The sequence below is a fragment of the Bacillus sp. EKM501B genome (assembly GCF_011800505.1).
GTDB lineage: Bacteria > Bacillota > Bacilli > Bacillales > Bacillaceae_G > Bacillus_A > Bacillus_A cereus.
The window spans coordinates 65,093-90,684 of record NZ_JAALFZ010000016.1 but is presented as its reverse complement, the minus strand read 5'-3'; the positions used below and the strand labels follow the sequence as shown (position 1 = coordinate 90,684).

The window sequence follows — 25,592 nt, the reverse complement described above, 5'->3', positions numbered from 1 at the left end:
TTTATATGTAGAACGCGAGGTGAAGAAATGGCAAAACAAAAGCAAAGAGGGACGAAGGCAAAGGCAAGGCGTACGATAAAGCCAACTTTGTATTATGAAATTGTCGGTTTAACTCTTTTTGCACTTTCAATCATTACGATTTTACAGCTAGGCGTTGTAGGAAAATCGTTTGTGTTATTTTTTCGCTTCTTCTTTGGTGAGTGGTACATAATTGGTGTGTTAGGTGTAATAGCTTTATCGGTTTCCTTTGTTATAAAACGCGGATGGCCGAACCTTTTAAATAAACGATTAATTGGATTTTATTTAATTGTATTGGCGATATTAATGTTTAGTCATATTACATTATTTAACCTTCTTACAAAAGATGGAGCAGTGCAAAATACTTCTGTTATTGTGAGTACGAAAGATAACTTCTTTCTTGAAATGAAAAAGGGGCCAGATAGCGTTCATTTAGGTGGTGGTATGTTTGGTGCGCTTATGTTCGCAACATGTTACTTCTTATTTGACGAAGTAGGAGCTTATATCATTGGTATTATTCTAGTTATTCTCGGTATACTTTGTATAACAAATAAGCATATTGGAGAAGTGTTAGCGCCAGTTGGTAGAATTCTTAGAAGTCAATTTCAAGTGATGCAAGGGGATTATAAAGATTGGAGAGCTAAAAGAACGGCTGAACAAACAGAAAAGAAAAAAACAACAAGAAGCACAAGAAGCAAACGTGCTGCAGAACAAGAAGAAATTATTGAGCCGATGGAAGAAATTTCAATTGATCCTCCGATTATTTCGAATTTCACTGAGAATTATCCTGTAAATGAAGAAGAGGATAAACGAATCGAAGTAGAGGAAGAAGATTTGATCACTTCACCGTTTATTGAAGAGACTCCACCAATTGAAGAACCAAAGAAAAAGCGTGGAGAAAAAATTGTTGAATCGTTAGAGAGTGAAGCGCAAGCACCTCCTATGCAATTTTCAAATGTAGAAAATAAAGATTACAAGCTTCCTTCACTTGATATATTAAAATTTCCAAAGAATAAGCAAGTTACAAATGAAAATGCGGAAATTTATGAGAATGCTCGTAAATTAGAACGTACATTCCAAAGTTTCGGAGTGAAAGCGAAAGTAACAAAAGTACATAGAGGTCCTGCAGTTACAAAATATGAAGTGTATCCTGATATGGGGGTAAAAGTAAGCAAAATTGTCAGTTTAAGTGATGATTTAGCCCTTGCTTTAGCTGCAAAGGACATTCGTATTGAAGCGCCAATTCCCGGGAAATCAGCTGTAGGGATCGAAGTTCCGAACTCAGAAGTTTCGATGGTAACACTGAGGGAAGTGCTTGATTCTAAGGCTAATAACCATCCGGAAGAGAAGTTGTTAATTGGTCTTGGCCGAGATATTACAGGTGAAGCTGTATTAGCCCGTCTAAATAAAATGCCCCATTTACTCGTAGCTGGTGCGACAGGTAGCGGGAAAAGTGTATGTATTAACGGTATTATTGTTAGTATTTTAATGCGTGCAAAACCACATGAAGTAAAATTAATGATGATTGACCCGAAAATGGTAGAGTTAAATGTATATAACGGTGTGCCTCATTTGTTAACGCCAGTTGTAACTGATCCGAAAAAAGCATCGCAAGCATTGAAAAAAGTTGTGAGTGAAATGGAACGTCGTTATGAATTGTTTGCTCATAGTGGTACACGTAACATTGAAGGATACAACGATTATATAAAAGAGCATAATAGTCAATCAGAAGCGAAACAACCCGAATTACCTTATATTGTAGTAATTGTGGACGAGTTAGCAGATTTAATGATGGTTGCTTCGTCTGATGTAGAGGATGCGATTATGCGTCTAGCGCAAATGGCTCGTGCTGCTGGTATTCATTTAATTATTGCAACGCAACGTCCGTCAGTTGACGTTATTACGGGTGTTATTAAAGCAAATATTCCATCACGTATTGCATTCGCTGTATCTTCTCAAACAGATTCTCGTACAATTCTTGACGGTGGTGGTGCAGAGAAGCTACTAGGTCGTGGAGACATGCTGTTTATACCAATTGGTGCATCGAAACCTGTACGTGTACAAGGCGCATTTTTATCAGATGATGAAGTTGAGAGAGTTGTAGAATATGTTATTGGACAGCAAAAAGCACAATATCAAGAAGATATGATTCCGCAAGATGTTCCTGATACGAAGCAGGAAGTAGAAGATGAATTATATGATGAAGCGGTTCAACTTGTAGTGGAAATGCAAACAGCATCTGTTTCTATGTTACAACGTAGGTTTAGAGTAGGTTATACGCGAGCTGCTCGCCTAATTGATGCAATGGAAATGAATGGTGTAGTAGGTCCGTATGAAGGTAGTAAACCGAGAGAAGTGCTCATTAATGATGTACAAGAAAAAAGTTCTTAAAAAAAGCCTAATTGTTTATACAATTAGGCTTTTTTATATAGTGTTTTTGTTATATACTATACTCAGTAATAAAGAAAGGGCTTACATTTAGGGGGGCTCTTTAGAATACGAATACTTTGATTATGTTTTATGTAAATGTTCGATATTTAATGCAGAAAAATGTTGGATTTTGTTGACACGTATGAGAGCAAGTGGTAAGATTACTTCGAAAAGAATCACTGCCTCATATAATCTTGGAGATAAGGTCCATAAGTTTCTACCTGGCAACCATGAATTGCTAGACTATGAGGGGAAAAGTGTGTAACAAAGGATGTAAAGGATCTTTGTGCCGAACTTTTTCTCGAAATGAGGAATGTTTATGGTGCAAAGTTTTTTTTATGCAATAAAGAGTGAAAATTTCATTAAAAAAAATTATTATTATTTATTCGACAATTACGCTTATTTTGGTGTTTAGTCATTTGTACTATGTTGTAAGTTGAAAAAAGAGAAAAGAAGTCTTACATCAGAGGTCGAATAATTGAAATGCGGGGGAGTCTTATGTCAGTAAAATCCGATAGTCGTCACCTATATCTACGGGTGATTGATCACATCAAAGAAAAAATTAAAGATGGGGCTTATAAAGAACGACAAAAGTTACCATCAGAGTTTGATTTAGCGAAAGAACTTGGCGTAAGTAGAGCGACTTTAAGGGAAGCGTTGCGTATTTTAGAAGAAGAAAATGTTGTCATTCGTAGACATGGTGTAGGGACATTTGTAAATGCAAAGCCATTATTTTCTTCTGGAATAGAACAACTTTCTAGTATTACAGATATGATTTCTAGTGTGGGGAAAACACCAGGAACAATCTTTTTATCATCATCTACTACAACTTTAACAGAAGAGGAAAAAGAGAAGTTTAATAGTGAAGATGGTTTTAATGCAGTGATGATTGAACGCGTGCGTACAGCAGATGGGGAACCTGTTGTGTATTGTATCGATAAACTTGCAAAAGAAATATTGCCAGATTTATCGGGTTACAATGAGGAATCATTATTAACGGTGATACATAATAACACACATAAGCGCATAACATATGCGGTTGCCCACATTGAGCCAATTGGCTATCACCCTAAAATCTCACCGATTTTAGAATGTGAGCCTGAAACAGCACTGCTTGTATTAAAACAAATGCACTATGATCAAAATGATGAGCCAATCTTATATTCTATCAATTACTTTAGAGCTGATAAATTTAGCTTCCACGTATTAAGAAAGCGTATGTAGGTAAATTCCTTTTTAGGGAGGTGACAGCAAGAAGTAAGGAACAGCAGCGTAAGAATAAATAAATATATATCATTTTTGGAGGGGTTTCTAGTATGAAGAAAAAAGCAGGCCTTTTATTATCATTAACATTAGCAGCAAGTACAGTTTTAGGTGCATGTGGTAACTCGGATAAGGCGAGCAGTGACAAGAAAGACACGAAAGACAATAAAGACTTCAAGGTTGGTCTTGTAACGGATGTTGGGGGCGTTGATGATAAGTCATTCAACCAATCTTCTTGGGAAGGGTTACAAAAGTTTGGTAAAGATAATGGTTTAAAAGAAAAGACAAATTATCGTTACCTTCAGTCTGAAAAAGAGGCTGATTATATTCCGAATTTAAAAAAATTCTCGAAAGATAAATATGATTTAACATTCGGAATTGGTTATAAATTAGAAGGTGCAATTAAAGAAGTAGCAAAAGAATCGTCAAAACAACAATTTGCAATCGTAGATACTGTTGTAGATGCACCGAACGTAACGAGCATTACGTTTAAAGATCATGAAGGATCATTCCTTGTAGGTGCGGTAGCAGCTATGTCAACAAAATCGAATAAAGTAGGATTTGTTGGTGGAATGAAAAGTGATTTAATTAGTAAATTTGAAAATGGATTTAAAGCTGGTGCAAAGGCAGTAAATCCAAACATTGAAATCGTATCTGAATATGCAGAAGCATTCGATAAGCCTGAAAAAGGTACAGTTCTTGCTTCAGCAATGTATGGTCAAGGCGTAGACGTAATTTATCATGCTGCTGGTGGTACAGGTAACGGTGTGTTCACAGAAGCGAAAAACCGTAAGAAAAAAGGTGAAAATGTTTGGGTAATCGGTGTTGACCGTGACCAACATCAAGAAGGTATGCCTGAAAATGTAACATTAACTTCAATGATTAAACGTGTTGATGTAGCAGTAGAAAAAGTAGCTAAAGAAGCAAAAGATGGGAATTTAAAAGGTGGGAAAATTGAAGAGTTTGGCTTAAAAGATGACGGTATTGGTATTTCAAAAACAACTGATAACGTGAAAAAAGTTAACCCTGAAATTTTAACAAAAGTAGAAGAGCTTGAAAAGAAAATTACAGCCGGTGAAATTAAAGTGCCAGCTACAGATAAAGAGTATAAAGAATACGAAGCTTCTCTAAAAAAATAAATAGAGAAATAGCAAAGGTTAGTTCATAGAACTAACCTTTGTATGTATAAAACTTCCGAATTGCTTAATAAGTTAATAGTGTAATAGGGAATGTTCCCTGTTAAAAGGAGGAACACAATGGAATACGTAATTGAGATGAATAACATTACGAAAGTATTCCCAGGCATTGTAGCGAATGATGATATTACGCTGCAAGTAAAGCAGGGTGAGATACATGCTTTACTTGGAGAAAATGGTGCAGGGAAATCCACATTGATGAATGTACTATTTGGTTTGTACCAACCAGAGCAGGGTGAAATTAAAATTAAAGGTAAACCTGTAAAAATTACAAATCCGAATATAGCAAATGACCTTGGTATTGGAATGGTCCATCAACACTTTATGCTTGTTCATAATTTTACAGTTACAGAGAATATTATTCTCGGAAATGAACCGAAGAAAAAAGGGAAAATTGCTGTTGAGGATGCTGCTAAAGAAATTCAAAAACTGTCTGAACAATACGGTTTGGCTGTAGATCCATATGCGAAAATACAGGATATTTCAGTTGGTATGCAACAGCGTGTTGAGATTTTGAAAACTCTTTACCGCGGTGCAGAAATTTTAATATTTGATGAACCGACAGCTGTGTTAACACCACAAGAAATTCATGAGCTAATTCAAATTATGAAAAAGCTTGTACAAGAAGGAAAATCTATTGTTCTTATTACACATAAGTTGAAAGAAATTATGGAAGTTTGCGATCGTTGTACGATTATTCGTAAAGGAAAAGGGATTGGAACGGTTGACGTTGCAAATACGGATGAAAATAAACTTGCAGAATTAATGGTCGGACGTCAAGTGAATTTTAAAACAGAAAAAATAGACGCGAAGCCAAAAGAAGAGGTACTTTCAATTGAAAACCTTGTTGTTCACGATGCACGTCAACTACCTGCTGTAAAAGGCCTTGACTTAACTGTTCGTGCGGGGGAAATTGTTGGGATTGCAGGGATTGATGGAAACGGACAAAGTGAATTAATAGAAGCGATTACTGGTTTACGAAAAGTTGAGTCAGGTTCTATTGCAATTAAAGGAAAAGAAATAACAAATTGGCCTGTTAGAAGAATAACAGAAGAAGGAATTGGTCATATTCCAGAAGATCGTCATAAACACGGACTCGTTCTTGATTTTTCTGTTAGAGATAATATAGTTCTTCAAACGTACTATAAAAATCCGTTTTCAAAGAAAGGGATTTTAAATTTCAGCAAAATTACAGAAAAAGCAAAGGCTCTTATTGAACAGTTTGATGTACGTACACCTAGTGAGCAAACGTTAGCACGCGCTCTATCTGGGGGCAATCAACAAAAAGCAATTATTGCACGTGAAGTAGACCGAAATCCAGATTTATTAATTGCGGCACAGCCAACACGTGGTTTAGATGTAGGAGCAATTGAATTTATTCATAAGAGATTAATAGAGCAAAGGGATAAAGGAAAAGGTGTATTACTTTTATCATTAGAGTTAGATGAAATCTTAAATGTTAGCGATCGAATTGCTGTTATTTATGAAGGGGAAATTGTAGCAATAGTTGATGCGAAAGAAACGAATGAACAACAGCTTGGATTGTTAATGGCTGGAGGAACAAAGAAGGAGCAGGTGGGTACAAATGGCTAAAAAACTTTTAACAGAACGAACGATAAATATTTTAGTCCCAGTACTATCCGTTATTTTCGGCTTACTTGTAGGAGCGATTGTAATGCTAGTTAGTGGCTATGATCCAATTGTTGGTTATAGTGCACTTTGGACAGGAATGTTCGGCAGCGCAAGTGCGATTGGTGAAACGCTCCGTACAATGATACCGCTTATTCTTGCTGGCTTATCGGTGGCGTTTGCATTTCGTACAGGTTTATTTAATATCGGGGTAGAGGGTCAATTGTTAGTTGGTTGGCTTGCGGCGGTTTGGTTCGGTTATGCAGTCTCACTACCAGCGTTCCTTCATATTCCATTATCGATTTTATTTGCCGCATTGGTGGGCGGAATTTGGGGCTTCATTCCGGGATATTTAAAAGGGAAGTTTCAAGTGAATGAAGTTATTGTAACTATTATGATGAACTATATTGCGTTGTATGTAACGTATGACATCATTAAGCGTTTCTTACATGCGGGTAATGACAAAACGTATGATATTAAAGAGAGTGCGTCACTATCTTCAGACTGGCTTGCTTCTATTACTGACGGTTCACGTCTACACTGGGGAATTATTGTAGCAATTTTAATCGCTATTTTAATGTGGTTCTTATTAGATCGAACAACTTTAGGTTACGAATTAAAGTCTGTAGGATTTAATCAGCATGCTTCTCAATATGCAGGTATGAAAGTTTCTCGTAATGTAGTATTCTCTATGACAATTGCTGGTGCATTTGCGGGGATTGGTGGAGCGATGGAAGGATTAGGGACATTCCAGAGTATGACAGCGATGTCTTCGTTTACAGGAGTAGGATTTGATGGGATTGCCGTAGCATTACTTGGAGGGAATAATCCGTTTGGTATAATCCTTTCAGCTTTATTATTTGGTGGTTTGAAAAGTGCTTCCCCTCAAATGAACTTTGAGGCAGATGTACCGTCAGAGCTTATTAATGTAATTATTGCATGTATCATCTTCTTTGTTGCATGTAGTTATGTGTTAAGATGGGCGCTTACACGCATGAGCAAGGAGGGGAAATAAATGAGCTTTTTAGATATATTAGCCATTCTTGTGACGGGTACGTTATATACATCGGCACCTATCATTTTCACAGCACTAGGTGGTGTATTTAGTGAACGATCAGGTGTTGTAAATATCGGATTAGAAGGACTAATGCTATTTGGTGCATTTATTGGAGTTGTTACAAACTTATTAATGGGTGATACTTGGGGAACGATGACTCCATGGATTGCGTTATTATTTGCGGCAATTGGTAGTGGATTATTTGCATTACTTCATGCGGTAGCTTCTATTACATTCCGAGCAGATCAAGTTGTAAGTGGTGTAGCCATTAACTTCTTATCTCTTGGTTTAACAGTATTTGCAATTAAGAAGATTTTTGATAAAGGGCAGACTGACTTTATTCAGTATCGTATTGAAAAGATTGATATTCCAGGCCTTTCGGATATTCCGGTTTTAGGGAAAATATTTTTCTCGAACGTACCAATAACGTCGTATATTGCCATTATTTTAGCATTCGTTGTTTGGTATGTTATTTATAAAACACCGTTCGGTCTTCGTCTACGTGCTGTTGGTGAACACCCAATGGCAGCGGATACGATGGGGATTAATGTATATAAAATGCGTTATATTGGAGTCTGTATTTCAGGAGTGTTTGCTGGAATCGGTGGAGCGATTTTTGCAATGTCAATTTCTAATAACTTCTCAGGGGCAACTATTACAGGACAAGGTTTCTTAGCTTTAGCTGCTATGATTTTTGGGAAGTGGAATCCACTAGGCGCATTAGGTGCAGCTCTATTCTTTGGTTTTGCGCAATCTCTAAGTGTAACGGGCGGAACAATTCCTGTATTAGATCAAATTCCAAGTGTTTTATTAACGATATTACCATATGTATTCACAATATTAGCGCTTGTTGGTTTTGTAGGTCGTTCTGAAGCTCCGAAAGCATTAGGAACTCCTTATGAAAAAGGAAAACGATAAGTATTTTATAAGTATAAAAAAGCTCGCACATTAGTGTGGGCTTTTTTACATAGAATATATTTAATACGGAATTTTACTATGTTCCTTACATATTAAAGTTTTTAGAAAGAATCATATGTAAGCATAATAAGGGAGAAAAGTTGATTTTTTATTTCTAAAAACTGTATATTGAAGAGGAATATTCCTATATACGTAAAGGAGGGCTATAAATGAAACTAATGGAACAACAACTACATGAGTTAGATGGTTTGCGCGTACATATTATTCCGACTGATAAATATAAAACGAATACCTTTGTATTTCGTTTTAAAGCGCCTTTAAATGAGGAGACGGTGACAGAGCGTGCCTTATTGCCATACGTATTGCAAAGTGCGACAGAAAAATTACCTTCTGTAATTCGTCTTCGTCAATATTTAGAAGAATTATACGGATCTTCTTTAGCGGTAGATGTAAGTAAAAAAGGGGAAGACCATATTATCTCCATTTATGTAGACATTGCAAATGAAGTTTACTTACATGATGCACCACCGTTATTTGAAAAAGCGCTTTCTATGTTGTCAGATATTGTGTTACATCCAGCAACGGAGGGCAACGGTTTCCTATCTTCTATCGTAGAAAGTGAAAAAAGAGCACTGTTACAGAGAATTGAAGCTACTTATGACGATAAAATGCGTTATGCAAACGAGCGTTTAATTGAAGAAATGTGCAAAGTAGAACCGTATCGTTTAAGTGCAAATGGAAAAAAAGAGAGTGTTATGTCTATTACAAATGAAAGTCTGTATCAATATTATCAAAAGGTGTTAGCGGAAGATGAAATGGATCTATATATTATTGGTGATATTTCAGAAAACGCCGTTGATCTTGTAAGTAAGTATTTTTCTATTTCAGCTCGTCCAGTGAGAGAAAGAAATGTACTCCTTCATAGACGAAATAATGAAGAAAAAGAAGTTGTTGAAAAACAAGAATTAAAACAAAGTAAATTACACATCGGTTATCGTACATTTGTCACATATAAAGATGAAGATTATTTTGCATTGCAATTGTTCAATGGATTGTTTGGTGGCTTTTCTCATTCGAAGTTATTCGTAAATGTGCGTGAAAAAAATAGTTTAGCGTACTATGCAGCATCGCGCTTTGAAAGTCATAAAGGTTTATTATTTGTTATGTCAGGAATTGAAGCGAAAAATTATGAAAAAGCAGTTGAGATTATTAAAGAACAAATGCTTGCGATGCAAAACGGAGAGTTTTCTGAAGAAGAAATACATCAAACAAAAAGTGTCATCCAAAATCAAATATTAGAGGCAATTGATACACCACGTGGCTTTGTAGAAATGCTATATCATGGTATTATTTCAGATCGTACACGTCCAGTTGAAGAATGGCTTACAGGTATAGAAAGTGTGACAAAAGAAGAAATTGTAAAAGTTGCTAAAAATATTGAACTAGATACAATTTACTTTTTACAAGGAACGGAGGGAGAGTAAATGGAGAAAATTGTTTATGAGCAATTAAAAGAAACACTCTATTATGAAAAACTTCCTAATGGATTAGATGTATATGTTTTACCGAAACAAGGATTTAATAAAACATTTGCGACGTTTACGACGAAATATGGTTCTGTAGATAATACATTTGTACCATTAGGGAAAGAAGAAATGATTCGTGTGCCAGATGGGATTGCACATTTTCTTGAGCATAAATTATTTGAAAAAGAAGATCACGATGCTTTCCAATTGTTTAGTAAACAAGGAGCATCGGCAAATGCTTTTACATCCTTTACACGAACAGCTTACCTTTTTTCAGGTACTTCAAACGTAGAACAAAATTTAAATACATTGCTAAACTTCGTACAAGAGCCCTATTTCTCTGAAAAAACGGTTGAAAAAGAGAAGGGGATTATTGGGCAAGAAATTCAAATGTATCAAGATAACCCAGATTGGCGTTTGTACTTTGGGTTAATTGATAGCTTATTTGTAAAACACCCAATTAAAATTGATATTGCGGGGACAATCGAATCTATTAGTAAAATTACGAAAGATTTATTATATGAATGTTATGAAACATTTTATCATCCGAGCAATATGTTATTATTTGTTGTGGGTGCAATTGATCCAGAGAAAACAATGGATTTAGTACGTGAAAATCAAGCGAAAAAAGATTATAAAAACCAGCCAGAAATTGTGCGTTCATTTGAAGAAGAACCACATGAGGTAAATGAAAAGAAAAAAATTATTTCAATGCCTGTGCAAACACCGAAATGTTTAGTTGGTATTAAAGCGACTAATTTAAAAGAAAAGGGGCAAGCGCTTTTAAAACAAGAAATTGCGCTTACGTTACTTTTAGATTATTTATTTGGAAAAAGTTCTGTTCATTACGAAGCTTTATATAATGAAGGACTTATTGATGATTCATTCTCGTATGACTATACAGAAGAAAATAACTTCGGTTTTGCAATGGTTGGCGGTGATACGAAACAACCTGATGAATTGGCAAATCGTTTAAAAGATATTTTATTAAAAACAGATTATGATCAATTAGATGCGGCGGCATTAGAACGAGTGAAGAAAAAGAAAATTGGTGGTTTTTTACGCTCGTTGAATTCACCAGAATATATTGCAAATCAATTTACACGATACGCGTTTAATGAATCTAGCCTATTTGACGCATTGACTGTATTAGAAGGACTAACCGTTCAAGACTTACAAGAAGTAGCGAAATTATTGTTATCAGAAGAAAAAATGAGTATTTGTCAGGTGTTACCGAAAAAATAAAATTAAAAAGATACCCTCATCTTATCATTGAAAAATTGTAAGATGAGGGTATTATTTAGTTGTGTGAAAATTGAACTTGTAGAGATAAGAGAGGGACTTTATGAAAAAGTATGCGTTAGTAACTGGAGGGAGCGGAGGAATTGGCTCTGCTATTTCGAAACAATTAATTCAAGATGGATATACAGTTTATGTTCATTACAATAACAGTGAAGAAAAGGTATTGGAATTGCAGAAGGCATGGGGAGAAGTTATCCCTGTTCAAGCTAATTTAGCTTCTAGTGATGGAGCAGAGCAATTGTGGGGACAAATTGAACATCCTATTGATGTTATTGTATACGCAGCTGGGAAGAGTATTTTTGGACTAGTAACAGATGTAACAAACGATGAATTGGATTATATGGTAGAACTTCAAGTGAAGAACGTATATAAATTACTTTCTATGGCACTTCCGCCTATGATCGGGAGAAGAAGTGGTAATATTGTAATTGTTTCATCTATATGGGGACAAATAGGGGCTTCTTGTGAAGTACTTTATTCAATGGTAAAAGGGGCGCAAAATTCATATGTGAAAGCTTTAGCGAAAGAAGTTTCTTTAAGTGGATTACGTGTGAATGCAGTAGCACCAGGAGCAATTGAAACGGAAATGTTAAGTGTTTTTTCTGAAGAAGATAAAATGGGAATTGCTGAAGATATACCATTAGGTAGAATAGGATTACCAGAAGAAGTAGCGAAAACAGTTTCATTTCTCGTATCACCAGGAGCGTCTTACATAACTGGACAAATTATCGGAGTGAATGGCGGTTGGCACTGCTAAAAAATTCTTACATAAAAAATGAATAGTTGCACAAATTAAGGATGATTTTATTACTCAATAGTGAGGTGCTTAATTATGTCAGTATTAGATAATTTTGATCAGTGGAAGAGCTTTTTAGGAGAACGTTTAGAGCAAGCGCAAGACAAAGGTTTAGATGGCGGTGCGGTATCAGATATGGCATTTCGTGTTGGCGACTATCTTGCTAATGAAGTAGAAGGACGCAATGACCAAGAGAAATTATTAGCTGAGCTTTGGAAAGTTGCTGATGAACAGGAGCAACATACAATTGCAAATTTAATGGTTAAGTTTGTACAACATAAGTAAAAGTAGAGAGGAGATTCTCCTCTCTACTTTTTTTGTATAATAATTACACAGGATAGATTATACATTTAGCTTCCCTATTAGGGTGAAATCATATAATATAGTACGTAGGTGTAAAGTAAGCAAGGGGAGTGATCTTGGATGATTGAATGGTATTTTGAATATGAAATACATAAAAACCGACCTGGCTTGCTTGGTGACGTTTCTTCGTTAATCGGTATGCTCGGCATTAATATTGTCACAATTAATGGTGTAGATAATGCACGACGTGGGTTACTTCTTATGTGTGATAATCAAGAGCAAATCTCTAGACTTGAATCAATTTTAAATACGATGGATAACATAACGGTAACGAAATATCGTCCGCCCAAGCTAAGAGATAAGCTAGCGGTTAGGCATGGTAGGTACATACAACGAGATGCAGATGATAAGAAAACATTTCGATTTGTGCGTAATGAATTAGGCTTACTTGTAGACTTTATGGCAGAAATCATGAAAAAAGAAGGCCATAAACTAATTGGGATACGCGGAATGCCTCGTGTCGGAAAAACAGAATCCATTGTTGCTGCAAGTGTTTGTGCAAATAAAAGGTGGTTATTTGTATCATCTACTCTTATTAAGCAAACTGTTCGCAGTCAATTAATTGAAGATGAGTATAGCGATGACAATATTTTCATCCTAGATGGAATTGTGTCAACGAAGCGTGCTAACGAAAGACATTGGCAGCTCGTTCGTGAAATTATGAGATTGCCTGCAACGAAAGTTGTGGAACATCCTGATGTATTTGTGAGTCAGTCAGAATACACATTGGATGATTTTGATTATATTATCGAGTTGCGTAACGATTATGATGAAGAAATACAATATAATTTAGTAGATGAAATTGAGCAAGGTACGCAAAATAATTTCTCTATGTTTGACTTTTAAAGAAATATTGAGGTGTTAGTAGTGACGGAATTGGGACAAAAGCTGAAAGAAACAAGAGAAGCGAAAGGCTTGTCTATTGATCAGCTGCATGAGATTACAAAAATTCAAAAACGCCATTTAGTGGCAATTGAAGAAGGCAATTATGATGTATTGCCAGGAGCTTTTTATGCGCGTGCATTCATTAAACAATACGCAGATGCGGTTGGATTAAATGGAGAGGAACTGCTTGTAGAACATCAGAGTACGATACCACAATCTGAAAAGCGTGAAGTTCCACAAGTATCAACGGGACAAAAAACACAAGAAACAATGCAAAAATCATCATCATGGCCAATTGCAGATCACATGCCGAAAATCTTAGTTGCGCTGTTAGTCATCGCAGTTGGAGTGGTAATCTGGTTTGTGTTTCAAGCGTTAACTGGAAAAGATGATGAAAAAGTTCCAAGCGCTCAAAGTGAGAAAATTGAAGTTCAAAAAGCGAAAGATTCTCCGTTAGATACGAAGAAAGATGAAGTGAAAGCGGAAGAGCCAAAAAAAGAGGAACCAAAGAAAGAAGAACCAAAGAAAGAGGAGCAACCAGCACAACCAACTGGACAGCAAGAAGTGAAAGTAGTTGGAACAACTGGAAAGGTATCTACTTTGGAAATTCATAATAATAAAACATTAGAACTGGAAATTTCAGCTAAGGGTACAAGTTATGTAGATGTTAAGGATGATGCGGGTAACGAAATTCTAAATACTACAGTACAAAGCGGTCAAACAGAGAAACGCGATGTATCAACATTAAAAGAAGTACGACTTAATATTGGAAGTGCACCGAATGTTGAAATTAAACTGAATGGCCAAGTGCTTGCTTTCCCGTTAGATCCACAAAAAGAATATCACCAAAGATTGGTGATTAAAAACCAAGGGATAGAGCAACCAGCACAATAACAGTCATCGCTTCGATGACTTTTTTTCGATGAACAAATGTTTTTGATATGATGGAGGAATAGCTGTGAATTTACCAAATAAAATTACAATATCTAGAATCTTCTTAATTCCAATTTTTATGGTAATTATGTTAGCGCCCTTTGATTGGGGTTCATACAAAATTGGTGATGTTGATTTGCCAATTCAACATTTAGTGGGGGCACTTATCTTTATCATTGCTTCAGCTACAGATTGGATTGATGGACATTACGCAAGAAAGTATAATCTTGTAACGAATTTAGGGAAGTTTCTTGACCCGTTAGCTGATAAATTGCTTGTTTCGGCAGCACTTATTACATTGGTAGAGATGCAATATGTACCGGCTTGGATTGTTATTGTAATTATCAGTCGTGAGTTTGCGGTAACAGGTTTACGTCTTGTACTTGCTGGAACAGGGGAAGTAGTTGCAGCAAACCAGCTAGGGAAAATTAAGACGTGGACACAAATTATTGCAATTGCAGCATATTTATTACACGATGTACCTTTAAATTTAATCCATATTCCAGTTGCAGATATCTTCATATGGATTGCATTAATCTTTACTGTTATTTCAGGATGGGATTATTTCTGGAAAAATAGAGCTGCTTTTGTAAACTCAAAATAGAAGTTTATGGGGGAATTGGGATGAATGCTGAGATTATTGCGGTTGGAACTGAATTATTACTTGGACAAATTGCAAATACAAATGCCCAGTTTTTATCTGAAAAGTTAGCTTCAATCGGAATTAACGTGTACTATCATACTGTTGTTGGTGATAATAATAAGCGATTGCAAAAGGCGATTGAAGCTGCGGAAGAACGTGCTGATATACTTATTTTTACAGGTGGATTAGGACCAACAAAAGATGATTTAACGAAAGAAACGATAGCTGCTAGTTTAGATGAAGAGCTTGTGTATGATGAAAAGGCATTAGCCTTAATAAGTAATTACTTTAAGCGTACAGGCCGTGAATTTACGGAGAATAATAAAAAGCAAGCGCTCGTTTTAAATGGAGCAACAGTATTTGCAAATGACCACGGTATGGCGCCTGGTATGGGGGTAAATAAGAACGGAAAAGTTTATGTTTTATTACCAGGGCCGCCAAAAGAAATGAAACCAATGTATGTAAGTTACGTAGAGCCTTTTTTACGTAATTTTACAACAGGAGAAAACATTTATTCTCGTGTGCTTCGTTTCTTCGGTATTGGGGAGTCCCAATTAGAGGTGAAAGTGCAAGATTTAATTGATGGACAAACAAACCCAACAATTGCCCCGTTAGCAAATGATGGAGAAGTGACATTACGTTTAACCGCTAAGCATCAAAATGTTAGCGAAGCGGAGAAACTAATTCAACATGTGGAAGATTTGATTTTAGAAAGAGTAGGAGAATTTTTCTACGGATATGACCAAGAATTTTTGCATTATAAGGCAATCGAGTTATTGAAGAGAAAAGGGTTAACTTTAGCGTGTGCAGAAAGTTTAACAGGTGGTCTTTTTGGAAATCAAGTAACTGAAAACGCTGGTGTTTCTTCTGTATTTAAAGGCGGTGTCATTTGTTATCATAATGATGTGAAGCAACATGTTTTACGTGTGCCTGAAGAAGTATTGCATACTGATGGTGCAGTTAGTAAAGAATGTGCTCGTTATCTTGCTGAAAATGTTAAGGATGTATTAAAAGCGGATATCGGAATTAGTTTCACTGGGGTAGCAGGGCCAGATGCTTCAGAACAGAAAGAACCAGGAACAGTATTTGTTGGGCTTTCGATTAAGGATGAGCCAACTGTAGTCTTTCCTCTTAATTTAAGCGGAAGTCGTCAACAAATTAGAGAACGAACAGTAAAATATGGATTTTATCATTTATATAAAAAGCTAGAAGAGATATAAGTTTCTTCTAGTTTTTTTACGGTTAAATTTAGATATTATTTGATAGAAAATAAAAAAATCGAATAAATGTTCGATTTTTGTTGGCAAATTGAATTGAAAATAGGTATAATAAGATTAGCAATTCAGTTAAGGAGGAATTTTGAATGAGTGATCGTCAAGCAGCGTTAGATATGGCGTTAAAACAAATAGAGAAGCAATTCGGTAAAGGTTCAATCATGAAATTAGGAGAACAAGCGGAGCGTAGAGTTTCTACGGTTTCTAGTGGTTCTTTAGCACTTGATGTGGCACTAGGAGTAGGCGGATATCCACGTGGCCGTATTATCGAAATTTACGGACCTGAAAGTTCAGGTAAAACGACAGTTTCATTACATGCAATTGCAGAAGTACAACGTCAAGGTGGACAAGCAGCATTCATTGATGCGGAGCACGCAATGGATCCTGTATATGCACAAAAATTAGGCGTTAACATAGATGAATTACTATTATCACAGCCTGATACAGGGGAGCAAGGATTGGAAATCGCGGAAGCACTTGTACGAAGTGGTGCGGTTGACATTATCGTAATTGACTCTGTAGCAGCTCTTGTACCGAAAGCAGAGATTGAAGGCGATATGGGTGACTCACACGTAGGTTTACAAGCACGTTTAATGTCACAAGCACTTCGTAAGCTTTCAGGAGCAATCAACAAATCAAAAACAATTGCAATCTTTATTAACCAAATTCGTGAAAAAGTTGGGGTTATGTTCGGAAATCAACTACAAGTTGCTTAATCAAAGTGATGTACTTGAGTCTTTATTTGTCTTCTTCGACTAAGTCTTTATAAGGGATTTCTTATAGGGAGAGATTAAAGTGGCAGTGACAATTGGAAATAGAACTTATCGAAACATAGAACAATGGCAAGTGGATTTTATTGTGAAACATGCGGATAGAAAATTGAAAGATATAGGTAAAGAAATTAATCTTGATGAAAGGCGAGTAGGTGAAATATTAAAGTTACTCGGAATTAAAAGAACCAGACATAGAAAGATTTACTTGCCTAAAACCGCAGAAGTTGAACAAGAATTGAAAAATCCATATTTATCACATGTTGAAATTGCTATTAAGTATGGCGTATCCGATACATGTGTTGCTAAGAGGAGAAAAGAGCTTAATGTAAAGGTCAGAAAGAAAAATTATGATACTTTACTGGAACAACAGGTTGAACAGATGTTGTTAAGTTTAGATCTGGCGTTCATTAAGCAAAAAAGAATCGATAAGTGGTCTATTGATTTCTACTTAGGTAGAAAATATTGTTTAGATGTCCATGGGAAATGGGCACACTCACTCAAAAAGATAAAAGAACGGGATAAAAGAAAACTTTTATTTATGGAAGAGGGCTGCTATAAATATCTTGTTATACATGAAGAAGAGTTAGCAAATAAAGAAAAAGTCTTACAAAAGATTAAGGAGTTTACCATGGGTTTCCCTTGCTAGTGATAGCATGTTAAAAAACCTTGTGAACCTTATTGCCTAAGGGTGTAACTATCCATATAGTTGCTAACGGTGAAGCCCACCATTATTTAGGGTAATACCGTGCCAAGCTCCATAGTGATATGGGGAAGGTGTAGAGACTACCGAAAAGGACTTTTAGTTAACTGAGTAGGGTACGGCAGATGATAGGCTACTGCTGGAAGTGCAAGGCTCTCTGTAAAGAGATGAAGAGATAGTCCAGACTATAGAGATGGAAAATCTATAGATAGTGCCAGAAACAACTCCAGGTGGTCGTGCGTTGAAATTCTATTCAACTGTTCGTCTTGAAGTGCGTCGTGCGGAGCAATTAAAGCAAGGTAACGACATCGTTGGTAATAAAACAAAAGTAAAAGTAGTGAAAAATAAAGTAGCACCACCATTCCGTGTTGCGGAAGTTGATATTATGTACGGAGAAGGTATTTCAAGAGAAGGTGAAATCTTGGATATGGCTTCTGAGCTTGATATTGTTCAAAAGAGCGGTGCTTGGTATTCTTATAATGACGAACGCCTAGGACAAGGTCGTGAAAATTCGAAGCAGTTCTTAAAAGAAAATACAGATTTAAGAGAAGAAATTGCCTTCTTTATTCGTGAGCATCACGGAATTAGTGAAGATTCTGGTGCTGAGGGCGCAGAAGATTCAACTCTTCTTGATTAAAAAAATAAAAGACACGGCCTCGTGTCTTTTATTTTTTTATCTACTATTAAGGAGCATAATACTATAGATAAAAATATTTTTTTACTTCAAATGGGTTGTGTAAAGAAGGATATTTAAATATTTTAAGGAAAAGAAATGGGAATTACTAAGGTTTTCCAGTATAGTAGGCTCCTTACTTTTTAAATTTAGGTCACATTCAAGGCTGAAGGTAAAGAAAGTAAAAGTAGACAACGCTTGACAATGAAAATTACGATAGATACAATGAGAATGTATATTTTTTCTTATATACAATATACTCTTCTCAAGAAGAGAAGTAATATTCGGAGTAAGGTTTAAATCTTACCGAAATAATAATATGACATTTTAATTGTGAAATGAAGAAAGTCCCTTAAAAAAGCGGGACGACGGTCTTTGCTGTATGTTGTAATTCAATGTACATGCCGACAGTCTTTTTTCATTCATAGCAAGGGGAGGTGAAATCATGACGAGTACAGTTTGGATACTCATCTCCATTTTGCTTGCAACAGTCGGTGCAGTTGTTGGCTTTTTTGTTCGAAAGTCTATTGCTGAAGCGAAGATTAATGGTGCAGCTAATGAAGCGAGACGTATTTTAGACGAAGCGAATCGTGATGCTGAAGCACTTAAGAAAGAAGCGCTTTTAGAAGCAAAGGATGAAATTCATACACTTCGTACAGAAGCTGAATTAGAAATTCGTGACCGTAGAAGCGAATTACAAAAACAAGAAAATCGTTTAATGCAAAAAGAAGAGAACCTTGATCGTAAAGACGAAACGCTCGATAAACGCGAGCAACAGTTAGAGAAGAAAGAGGAATCTCTTGTAGCGAGACAACAACAGATTGAAGAGTTGGAAAGCAAAGTGGGAGAGTTAGTTCAAAAGCAACAAACAGAATTAGAGCGCATTTCCAATCTGACACGCGAACAAGCGAAAGCAATTATTCTTGGTAAAGTAGAAAGTGAAGTTTCTCATGAAATCGCTGTTATGGTAAAAGAAAGTGAAGTTCGCGCGAAAGAAGAAGCGGATAAGAAAGCAAAAGAGATTTTATCTCTTGCAATGCAAAGATGTGCAGCTGATCATGTTGCTGAAACAACCGTTTCGGTTGTAAATCTTCCAAATGACGAAATGAAGGGACGTATTATCGGGCGTGAAGGTCGTAATATTCGTACGTTAGAAACGTTAACGGGTATTGACTTAATTATCGATGATACACCAGAGGCGGTAATCCTTTCTGGATTCGACCCAATTCGTCGTGAAACAGCTCGTATCGCTCTTGATAAACTAGTACAGGACGGACGTATTCACCCAGCGCGTATTGAAGAGATGGTCGAAAAATCAAGACGTGAAGTGGACGAGTATATTCGCGAAGTCGGAGAGCAAACAACGTTTGAAGTAGGTGTTCACGGATTACATCCAGATTTAATTAAAATTTTAGGTCGTTTAAAATACCGTACAAGTTATGGTCAAAACGTCTTAAAACACTCTATGGAAGTTGCATATTTAACTGGACTTATGGCGGCAGAGCTTGGCGAGGATGAAAAACTAGCAAGACGTGCAGGTCTATTACATGATATCGGAAAAGCGATTGACCATGAAGTAGAAGGAAGCCACGTTGAAATTGGTGTTGAACTTGCAACGAAATATAAAGAGCATCCTGTAGTTATAAACAGTATTGCATCTCACCATGGTGACACAGAACCAACTTCTATCATTGCAGTTTTAGTTGCAGCAGCAGATGCTTTATCAGCTGCAAGACCGGGAGCTCGTAGTGAAACACTTGAAAACTATATTCGTCGTCTTGAAAAGTTAGAAGAGATTTCAGAGTCTTATGAAGGCGTTGAAAAATCATTTGCAATTCAAGCAGGACGTGAAGTTCGTATTTTGGTAAAACCAGATACAATCGATGACTTAGAAGCTCATCGTTTAGCTCGTGATATCCGAAAACGTATTGAAAATGAACTGGATTACCCAGGACATATTAAAGTAACTGTTATTCGTGAAACACGTGCAGTGGAATACGCAAAATAAAGTGGTGAAACACCACTTTATTTTTTTGTGTTGGAATTGGATAAAATAAAGACAGTTAGCTATATAGCATAAAAGTGAAACAAACTTATAATAAAGATATTATAAGGAATTTACTTGATGCTAAAGCAATAAAAAATGCAGTACATAGAAAGGGTAAGACATATGAGAATATTATTTGTTGGGGATGTAGTAGGATCTCCTGGTAGAGGTATGATTCAACAATACGTACCGGCATTAAAGAAAAAATATACACCTACAGTAACAATCATTAATGGAGAAAATGCAGCAGGTGGGCGTGGGATTACAGAAAAAATATATCGAAACTTTTTAGAGTGTGGGGCGCAGGCAGTTACACTTGGAAACCACGCTTGGGATAATCGTGAAGTATTTGAATTCATCGATGATGCAAAATATCTTGCAAGACCAGCTAACTTCCCAGAAGGAACTCCAGGAAAAGGACTTATCTTTGTGAACTGTAATGGAACAGAAGTTGCAGTTATTAATTTACAAGGACGTACTTTCCTTCCTCCAATTGATTGTCCATTCCGTAAAGTGGATGAATTAATTAATATTGCGAAAAAACGTACGAATATTATATTTGTTGATTTCCATGCGGAGACTACAAGTGAAAAACAAGCGCTAGGTTGGTATGTAGATGGACGTGCTACAGCAGTAGTAGGTACGCATACGCATGTCCCTACAGCGGATAACCGTATTTTACCAAGCGGAACGGCATACATTACAGATGTTGGGATGACAGGGCCGTATGACGGAATATTAGGTATGGACAGAGAAGCAGTATTGAAGAAGTTTTTAACAAACTTACCAGTACGATTTGAAGTAACAAATGGTAGAACGCAATTAAGTGCAGTGTTAATTGATGTGGATCCAAATACAGGAAAAGCAAAGAAAATTGAACGTATTTTAATTAATGATGATCAACCATTTTTTGAGTAAATTTTCGTTAAATTTTAGATAAGTTATTATATTTTAATTTTTTAGAAAAATTACGAAAATTTAGCAGGAATACGCGCCATTCCTCGTGAATATAAGTTAAAGTGAAATAATTGCTAATACTTTTTAAAGAAACGAGGAGGAAACGCGGAATGGAAATATTAAAAGTTAAAGCAACGTCGGTCCCTAATTCTGTAGCTGGTGCACTTGCAGGTGTTATTCGCGAACGCGGAACAGCAGAAATTCAAGCTATTGGTGCAGGTGCATTGAACCAAGCTGTAAAGGCAGTAGCAATCGCAAGAGGATTTGTAGCGCCTAGTGGTTTGGACCTGATTTGTATCCCAGCGTTTACAGATATTATGATTGATGGCGAAGAGCGTACAGCAATAAAATTAATTGTAGAACCTCGTTAAGTTTAAACAACCTGTTTGCAGTATGCAAACAGGTTGTTTTTATAATGGAGGAATGAAAATGAAAATTTTTGATGCTCATTGTGACGTGCTTCTTCAGTTATGGAGTGCACAAGGGAAAAGGAATTTTAAAGATGATTCACAATTACATATTACATTTGAACAGTTAAAGAGAAGAAAAGGAAGTATACAATGTTTTGCTATATATGTACCAGAAACAGTGGCATATGAAAACCGATTTGAAGTAGCATTACAAATGGTAGATATTTTTTATAATGAAATTTTATCCCTACAAGGTGTGAAGTTTATTCAGACAAAAGATGATATTAACATATTAAAACAGGACGAGATTGGAGCGATATTAACAATAGAAGGATGCGAAGCAATTGGAAAAGATGCAATGAAATTACGGTTGTTGTATCGCCTAGGAGTACGTTCTTTTGGACTAACATGGAATTATGCCAATCTCTTAGCTGATGGTGCGCTAGAGACACGTGGGGCGGGTTTAACGACTTTTGGTAAACATGTTGTACAAGAACTGAATGCGTTACATGTATGGACTGATGTGTCTCATTTGAATGAAAGAAGTTTTTGGGATGTTATAGAGATTGCAAAAAATCCTATTGCTTCCCACTCAAATTGTATGAAACTTTGCGAGCACCCACGTAATTTAAACGATGAACAACTTAAAGCTCTTATAAAGCGAAATGGCATGATTGGTGTCACTTTTGTACCGCAGTTTCTAACAAATGAAAAACAAGCGAATGTAGCAGATATAGTAAGACATATCGAATATATTTGTTCATTAGGTGGAGAGCGCAATATAGGATTTGGTTCCGATTTTGATGGGATTTTAGAAACAGTTGTAAATGTATCAGCGTATCGAGATTATGAAAATGTAATGAATGAGCTTTGTAAACACTATGCTGCATCTACTGTAGAACGATTTTTATATGATAATTTTGTAGAACATATGAGTTTTTAAATTCCGATTTAAAATTCAGAAAAATTAAAATTAATTCATTTGATTTTATTGCTTTTTTTAAGACCTAATACTAGAATGAAAAACAAAATAGCTTTATACTAAAGATTCAGGGAAATCAGAAGAGGCATAATTTGCGTCCGTTGTAGTTTATTTGCATAAAAAATGCTAAACTATTACTGTAAAAAAATACACTACAATGAATGCAGCCAAAAGGGGTGTAGGAGATGATTAGTCAACTTTCATGGAAAGTTGGAGGCCAACAAGGTGAAGGAATTGAAAGTACAGGAGAAATCTTCTGTATTGCATTAAACCGATTAGGATATTACCTATACGGTTACCGCCACTTCTCATCACGTATAAAAGGCGGCCATACAAATAATAAAATTCGTGTAAGTACAACAGAAGTACGAGCGATCTCAGATGATTTAGATATTTTAATTGCTTTTGACCAAGAAACAATTGATTTTAATTTCCACGAACTACGTCCAGGTGGAATTGTAGTTGCGGATGCGAAATTTAATCCAACAATACCTGACAATACAGATGTAAATCTATATGTGATACCGTTTACAGATATTGCTTCAGAATTAGGCACATCATTAATGAAAAACATGGTTGCTGTTGGAGCATCAAGTGCAGTATTAGGATTAGATGAAACAGCTTATTTAGATGTTGTTGAAGAAATCTTTGGTCGTAAAGGAGAGCAAGTCGTTCAAAAGAATATGGACGCAATTAAACGCGGCTCTCAATATATGAAAGAATTACTAGGTGAGAAAGTAAACATGATGCAGCTTGAAAAAGCTGATGGTAAAAAACGCATGTTTATGATTGGAAACGATGCAATCGCATTTGGTGCGGTAGCTGGTGGTGCTCGTTTTATGTCAGCATACCCAATCACACCTGCATCAGAAATTATGGAATACTTAATTAAAAAATTACCGAAAGTCGGCGGAACAGTAATCCAAACTGAGGATGAAATCGCAGCTTGTACAATGGCAATCGGTGCAAACTATGCTGGTGTTCGTACATTAACGGCATCTGCTGGTCCTGGTCTTTCATTAATGATGGAAGCAATCGGTTTAGCAGGTATTACAGAAACCCCATTAGTAATTGTTGATACACAACGTGGCGGCCCAAGTACAGGATTACCAACGAAACAAGAACAGTCTGACTTAATGGCGATGATTTACGGTACGCATGGTGAAATTCCAAAAATCGTAATGGCGCCAAGTACAGTTGAAGAAGCTTTCTATGACATTGTAGAAGCATTTAACTTATCTGAAGAATATCAAGTTCCTGTTATTTTCTTAACAGATTTACAGCTTTCGTTAGGAAAACAAACAGTAGAACCACTTAAATTAGATAAAGTGGAAATTCGTCGTGGTAAGCTTGATTTAGAAGCAGAATTACCAGAACGTGAAAATAAAGCATACTTCAAGCGTTATGAAGTAACAGAAGACGGCGTTTCACCACGTGTTTTACCTGGTATGAAAAATGGTGTTCACCATGTTACAGGTGTAGAACATGATGAAACTGGAAAACCATCGGAATCAGCAATAAACCGTAAAGATCAAATGGACAAACGTTTCCGTAAAATGGAGAACTTGAAGTTTAATACCCCTGTTTATAAAAATGTTAAGCATGAAGAAGCAGACGTATTGCTTGTTGGATTTAACTCAACTCGTGGTGCGATCGAAGAGGCAATGACGCGTTTAGAACAAGAGGGTATGAAAGTAAACCATGCTCATGTGCGTTTAATTCACCCGTTCCCAACAGCTGAAATCGATCCACTTGTGAAAAAGGCGAAGCGTGTTGTAGTAGTAGAAAACAATGCAACAGGTCAGCTTGCTAACATTATGAAAATGAATCTTGGTAATGGTGAGAAAATTTCTAGTCTTTTAAAATATGATGGAAACCCATTCTTGCCGAAAGAGATTTACAACGAATGCAAAAAAGGGGTTGTATTAAATGGCAACATTTAAGGACTTTCGTAACAGTGTAAAGCCAAACTGGTGCCCAGGTTGCGGAGACTTCTCAGTGCAAGCTGCAATTCAACGTGCGGCAGCTAACGTTGGCCTAAATCCAGATGAACTTGCTGTTATTTCTGGTATCGGCTGTTCAGGCCGTATTTCAGGTTATATTAATTCATATGGTGTGCATAGTATTCATGGTCGTGCCCTTCCGATTGCACAAGGTGTGAAAATGGCAAATCGTGATTTAACAGTTATCGCTTCAGGTGGTGACGGTGATGGATTTGCGATTGGTATGGGACATACAATCCATTCTATTCGTCGTAATATCGACATTACGTACATCGTAATGGATAACCAAATTTATGGATTAACAAAAGGGCAAACTTCACCACGTAGTGAAGCTGGATTTAAAACGAAAAGCACACCACAAGGTTCAATTGAACCATCACTAAATGTAATGGAAATGGCCTTAACAGCTGGTGCGACATTTGTGGCGCAAAGCTTTTCGAGTGATTTAAAAGAATTAACACAAATTATTGAAGCTGGTATTAACCATAAAGGATTTTCATTAATTAACGTATTTAGCCCATGTGTTACTTACAATAAAGTAAATACTTACGATTGGTTTAAAGAGAACTTAACGAAACTAAGCACAGTAGAGGGATATGATCCATCTAATCGCATGATGGCTATGCAAACTTTAATGGAAAATAACGGTTTAGTAACAGGGTTAATTTATCAAAATACTAAGCAACCATCATATCAAGAACTTGTTAAAGGCTATAGTGAAGAGCCTTTAGTGAAATCTGATTTAAATATGGATCAGAAAATGTTTGATGAGCTTGTTGCTGAATTTATGTAATGTAAGAAAAAAAGGTTGCCG

21 protein-coding genes, 2 pseudogenes and 1 riboswitch are annotated in these 25,592 nt (G+C 36.2%); all 23 genes and pseudogenes read left to right on the top strand.

The annotated features are described in order from the left end of the window. Window positions 1-27: 27 nt before the first annotated feature. Window positions 28-2,409 (top strand): DNA translocase FtsK, encoded by a 2,382-nt coding sequence (locus tag HFD78_RS23060; RefSeq protein ID WP_001118776.1) that lies wholly within the window; start codon window positions 28-30, stop codon window positions 2,407-2,409. Window positions 2,410-2,612: 203 nt separating this feature from the next. Further along, window positions 2,613-2,714: riboswitch (purine riboswitch) on the top strand. 232 nt (window positions 2,715-2,946) lie between these two features. Then, window positions 2,947-3,672: a GntR family transcriptional regulator gene (locus HFD78_RS23055; RefSeq protein ID WP_000114182.1), complete on the top strand. Its 726-nt coding sequence runs from the start codon at window positions 2,947-2,949 to the stop codon at window positions 3,670-3,672. A 92-nt stretch (window positions 3,673-3,764) separates the two neighbouring features. Next, a complete protein-coding gene (locus HFD78_RS23050; RefSeq protein WP_000725771.1) occupies window positions 3,765-4,850 on the top strand; it encodes a BMP family lipoprotein in 1,086 nt (361 codons plus the stop codon). A 117-nt stretch (window positions 4,851-4,967) separates the two neighbouring features. Then, window positions 4,968-6,500 carry an ABC transporter ATP-binding protein gene (locus HFD78_RS23045; RefSeq protein WP_000456908.1) on the top strand — a complete coding sequence of 511 codons (1,533 nt, stop codon included), beginning with the start codon at window positions 4,968-4,970 and terminating at the stop codon, window positions 6,498-6,500. After that, window positions 6,493-7,551: an ABC transporter permease gene (locus HFD78_RS23040; protein ID WP_001085254.1), complete on the top strand. Its 1,059-nt coding sequence runs from the start codon at window positions 6,493-6,495 to the stop codon at window positions 7,549-7,551. The genes HFD78_RS23045 and HFD78_RS23040 overlap by 8 nt, the downstream gene beginning before the upstream one ends. Continuing rightward, on the top strand, window positions 7,552-8,511 hold the full coding sequence (locus HFD78_RS23035; protein ID WP_000008857.1) for an ABC transporter permease: 960 nt from the start codon (window positions 7,552-7,554) through the stop codon (window positions 8,509-8,511). It begins immediately after the preceding gene. 209 nt (window positions 8,512-8,720) lie between these two features. After that, the gene (yfmF, locus tag HFD78_RS23030) at window positions 8,721-9,995 is read left to right on the top strand and encodes an EF-P 5-aminopentanol modification-associated protein YfmF (RefSeq protein ID WP_000772405.1); all 1,275 of its coding nucleotides are present in this window, start codon (window positions 8,721-8,723) and stop codon (window positions 9,993-9,995) included. Next, the gene (gene yfmH / locus HFD78_RS23025; RefSeq protein WP_000411981.1) at window positions 9,996-11,282 is read left to right on the top strand and encodes an EF-P 5-aminopentanol modification-associated protein YfmH; all 1,287 of its coding nucleotides are present in this window, start codon (window positions 9,996-9,998) and stop codon (window positions 11,280-11,282) included. A gap of 100 nt (window positions 11,283-11,382) precedes the next feature. After that, window positions 11,383-12,096 carry an elongation factor P 5-aminopentanone reductase gene (gene ymfI / locus HFD78_RS23020; RefSeq protein ID WP_000759604.1) on the top strand — a complete coding sequence of 238 codons (714 nt, stop codon included), beginning with the start codon at window positions 11,383-11,385 and terminating at the stop codon, window positions 12,094-12,096. Between the two features lie 75 nt (window positions 12,097-12,171). Next, window positions 12,172-12,420 (top strand): DUF3243 domain-containing protein, encoded by a 249-nt coding sequence (locus HFD78_RS23015; RefSeq protein ID WP_000114450.1) that lies wholly within the window; start codon window positions 12,172-12,174, stop codon window positions 12,418-12,420. A gap of 138 nt (window positions 12,421-12,558) precedes the next feature. Then, on the top strand, window positions 12,559-13,344 hold the full coding sequence (locus HFD78_RS23010) for a DUF3388 domain-containing protein (protein ID WP_191968115.1): 786 nt from the start codon (window positions 12,559-12,561) through the stop codon (window positions 13,342-13,344). 21 nt (window positions 13,345-13,365) lie between these two features. Then, on the top strand, window positions 13,366-14,277 hold the full coding sequence (locus tag HFD78_RS23005; protein WP_000137491.1) for a helix-turn-helix domain-containing protein: 912 nt from the start codon (window positions 13,366-13,368) through the stop codon (window positions 14,275-14,277). A gap of 64 nt (window positions 14,278-14,341) precedes the next feature. Next, window positions 14,342-14,920: a CDP-diacylglycerol--glycerol-3-phosphate 3-phosphatidyltransferase gene (gene pgsA / locus HFD78_RS23000; protein WP_001052967.1), complete on the top strand. Its 579-nt coding sequence runs from the start codon at window positions 14,342-14,344 to the stop codon at window positions 14,918-14,920. Between the two features lie 20 nt (window positions 14,921-14,940). After that, window positions 14,941-16,179, top strand: a complete 1,239-nt coding sequence (locus HFD78_RS22995; RefSeq protein WP_000990693.1) for a competence/damage-inducible protein A — start codon at window positions 14,941-14,943, stop codon at window positions 16,177-16,179. Window positions 16,180-16,322: 143 nt separating this feature from the next. Next, a pseudogene (recA, locus tag HFD78_RS22990) lies at window positions 16,323-16,931 on the top strand (recombinase RecA); the annotation flags it as partial. A gap of 97 nt (window positions 16,932-17,028) precedes the next feature. Then, the gene (locus tag HFD78_RS22985) at window positions 17,029-17,652 is read left to right on the top strand and encodes a PDDEXK family nuclease (protein WP_000301532.1); all 624 of its coding nucleotides are present in this window, start codon (window positions 17,029-17,031) and stop codon (window positions 17,650-17,652) included. A 268-nt stretch (window positions 17,653-17,920) separates the two neighbouring features. Beyond that, a pseudogene (locus tag HFD78_RS22980) lies at window positions 17,921-18,343 on the top strand (recombinase RecA family protein); the annotation flags it as partial. Between the two features lie 481 nt (window positions 18,344-18,824). Then, window positions 18,825-20,387 (top strand): ribonuclease Y, encoded by a 1,563-nt coding sequence (rny, locus tag HFD78_RS22975; RefSeq protein ID WP_000204911.1) that lies wholly within the window; start codon window positions 18,825-18,827, stop codon window positions 20,385-20,387. A gap of 162 nt (window positions 20,388-20,549) precedes the next feature. Beyond that, window positions 20,550-21,344, top strand: coding sequence for a TIGR00282 family metallophosphoesterase (locus tag HFD78_RS22970; protein WP_001221095.1), 795 nt, complete (start codon window positions 20,550-20,552; stop codon window positions 21,342-21,344). Window positions 21,345-21,493: 149 nt separating this feature from the next. Next, on the top strand, window positions 21,494-21,754 hold the full coding sequence (gene spoVS, locus HFD78_RS22965) for a stage V sporulation protein SpoVS (RefSeq protein ID WP_000404341.1): 261 nt from the start codon (window positions 21,494-21,496) through the stop codon (window positions 21,752-21,754). Between the two features lie 58 nt (window positions 21,755-21,812). Continuing rightward, window positions 21,813-22,736 (top strand): dipeptidase, encoded by a 924-nt coding sequence (locus HFD78_RS22960; RefSeq protein WP_000688043.1) that lies wholly within the window; start codon window positions 21,813-21,815, stop codon window positions 22,734-22,736. Between the two features lie 224 nt (window positions 22,737-22,960). Continuing rightward, window positions 22,961-24,718 (top strand): 2-oxoacid:acceptor oxidoreductase subunit alpha, encoded by a 1,758-nt coding sequence (locus tag HFD78_RS22955; RefSeq protein ID WP_000625417.1) that lies wholly within the window; start codon window positions 22,961-22,963, stop codon window positions 24,716-24,718. Beyond that, window positions 24,705-25,571: a 2-oxoacid:ferredoxin oxidoreductase subunit beta gene (locus HFD78_RS22950; protein ID WP_000190155.1), complete on the top strand. Its 867-nt coding sequence runs from the start codon at window positions 24,705-24,707 to the stop codon at window positions 25,569-25,571. Before HFD78_RS22955 ends, HFD78_RS22950 begins: the two co-directional genes overlap by 14 nt. The last annotated feature ends 21 nt before the right edge of the window (window positions 25,572-25,592 follow it).

Coding starts and splice junctions, on each gene's coding strand:
- HFD78_RS23060 (WP_001118776.1), top strand. CDS start 28: ATGGCAAAACAAAAGCAAAGAGGGACGAAGGCAAAGGCAAGGCGTACG.
- HFD78_RS23055 (WP_000114182.1), top strand. CDS start 2,947: ATGTCAGTAAAATCCGATAGTCGTCACCTATATCTACGGGTGATTGAT.
- HFD78_RS23050 (WP_000725771.1), top strand. CDS start 3,765: ATGAAGAAAAAAGCAGGCCTTTTATTATCATTAACATTAGCAGCAAGT.
- HFD78_RS23045 (WP_000456908.1), top strand. CDS start 4,968: ATGGAATACGTAATTGAGATGAATAACATTACGAAAGTATTCCCAGGC.
- HFD78_RS23040 (WP_001085254.1), top strand. CDS start 6,493: ATGGCTAAAAAACTTTTAACAGAACGAACGATAAATATTTTAGTCCCA.
- HFD78_RS23035 (WP_000008857.1), top strand. CDS start 7,552: ATGAGCTTTTTAGATATATTAGCCATTCTTGTGACGGGTACGTTATAT.
- yfmF (WP_000772405.1), top strand. CDS start 8,721: ATGAAACTAATGGAACAACAACTACATGAGTTAGATGGTTTGCGCGTA.
- yfmH (WP_000411981.1), top strand. CDS start 9,996: ATGGAGAAAATTGTTTATGAGCAATTAAAAGAAACACTCTATTATGAA.
- ymfI (WP_000759604.1), top strand. CDS start 11,383: ATGAAAAAGTATGCGTTAGTAACTGGAGGGAGCGGAGGAATTGGCTCT.
- HFD78_RS23015 (WP_000114450.1), top strand. CDS start 12,172: ATGTCAGTATTAGATAATTTTGATCAGTGGAAGAGCTTTTTAGGAGAA.
- HFD78_RS23010 (WP_191968115.1), top strand. CDS start 12,559: ATGATTGAATGGTATTTTGAATATGAAATACATAAAAACCGACCTGGC.
- HFD78_RS22995 (WP_000990693.1), top strand. CDS start 14,941: ATGAATGCTGAGATTATTGCGGTTGGAACTGAATTATTACTTGGACAA.
- rny (WP_000204911.1), top strand. CDS start 18,825: ATGACGAGTACAGTTTGGATACTCATCTCCATTTTGCTTGCAACAGTC.
- HFD78_RS22970 (WP_001221095.1), top strand. CDS start 20,550: ATGAGAATATTATTTGTTGGGGATGTAGTAGGATCTCCTGGTAGAGGT.
- spoVS (WP_000404341.1), top strand. CDS start 21,494: ATGGAAATATTAAAAGTTAAAGCAACGTCGGTCCCTAATTCTGTAGCT.
- HFD78_RS22960 (WP_000688043.1), top strand. CDS start 21,813: ATGAAAATTTTTGATGCTCATTGTGACGTGCTTCTTCAGTTATGGAGT.
- HFD78_RS22955 (WP_000625417.1), top strand. CDS start 22,961: ATGATTAGTCAACTTTCATGGAAAGTTGGAGGCCAACAAGGTGAAGGA.
- HFD78_RS22950 (WP_000190155.1), top strand. CDS start 24,705: ATGGCAACATTTAAGGACTTTCGTAACAGTGTAAAGCCAAACTGGTGC.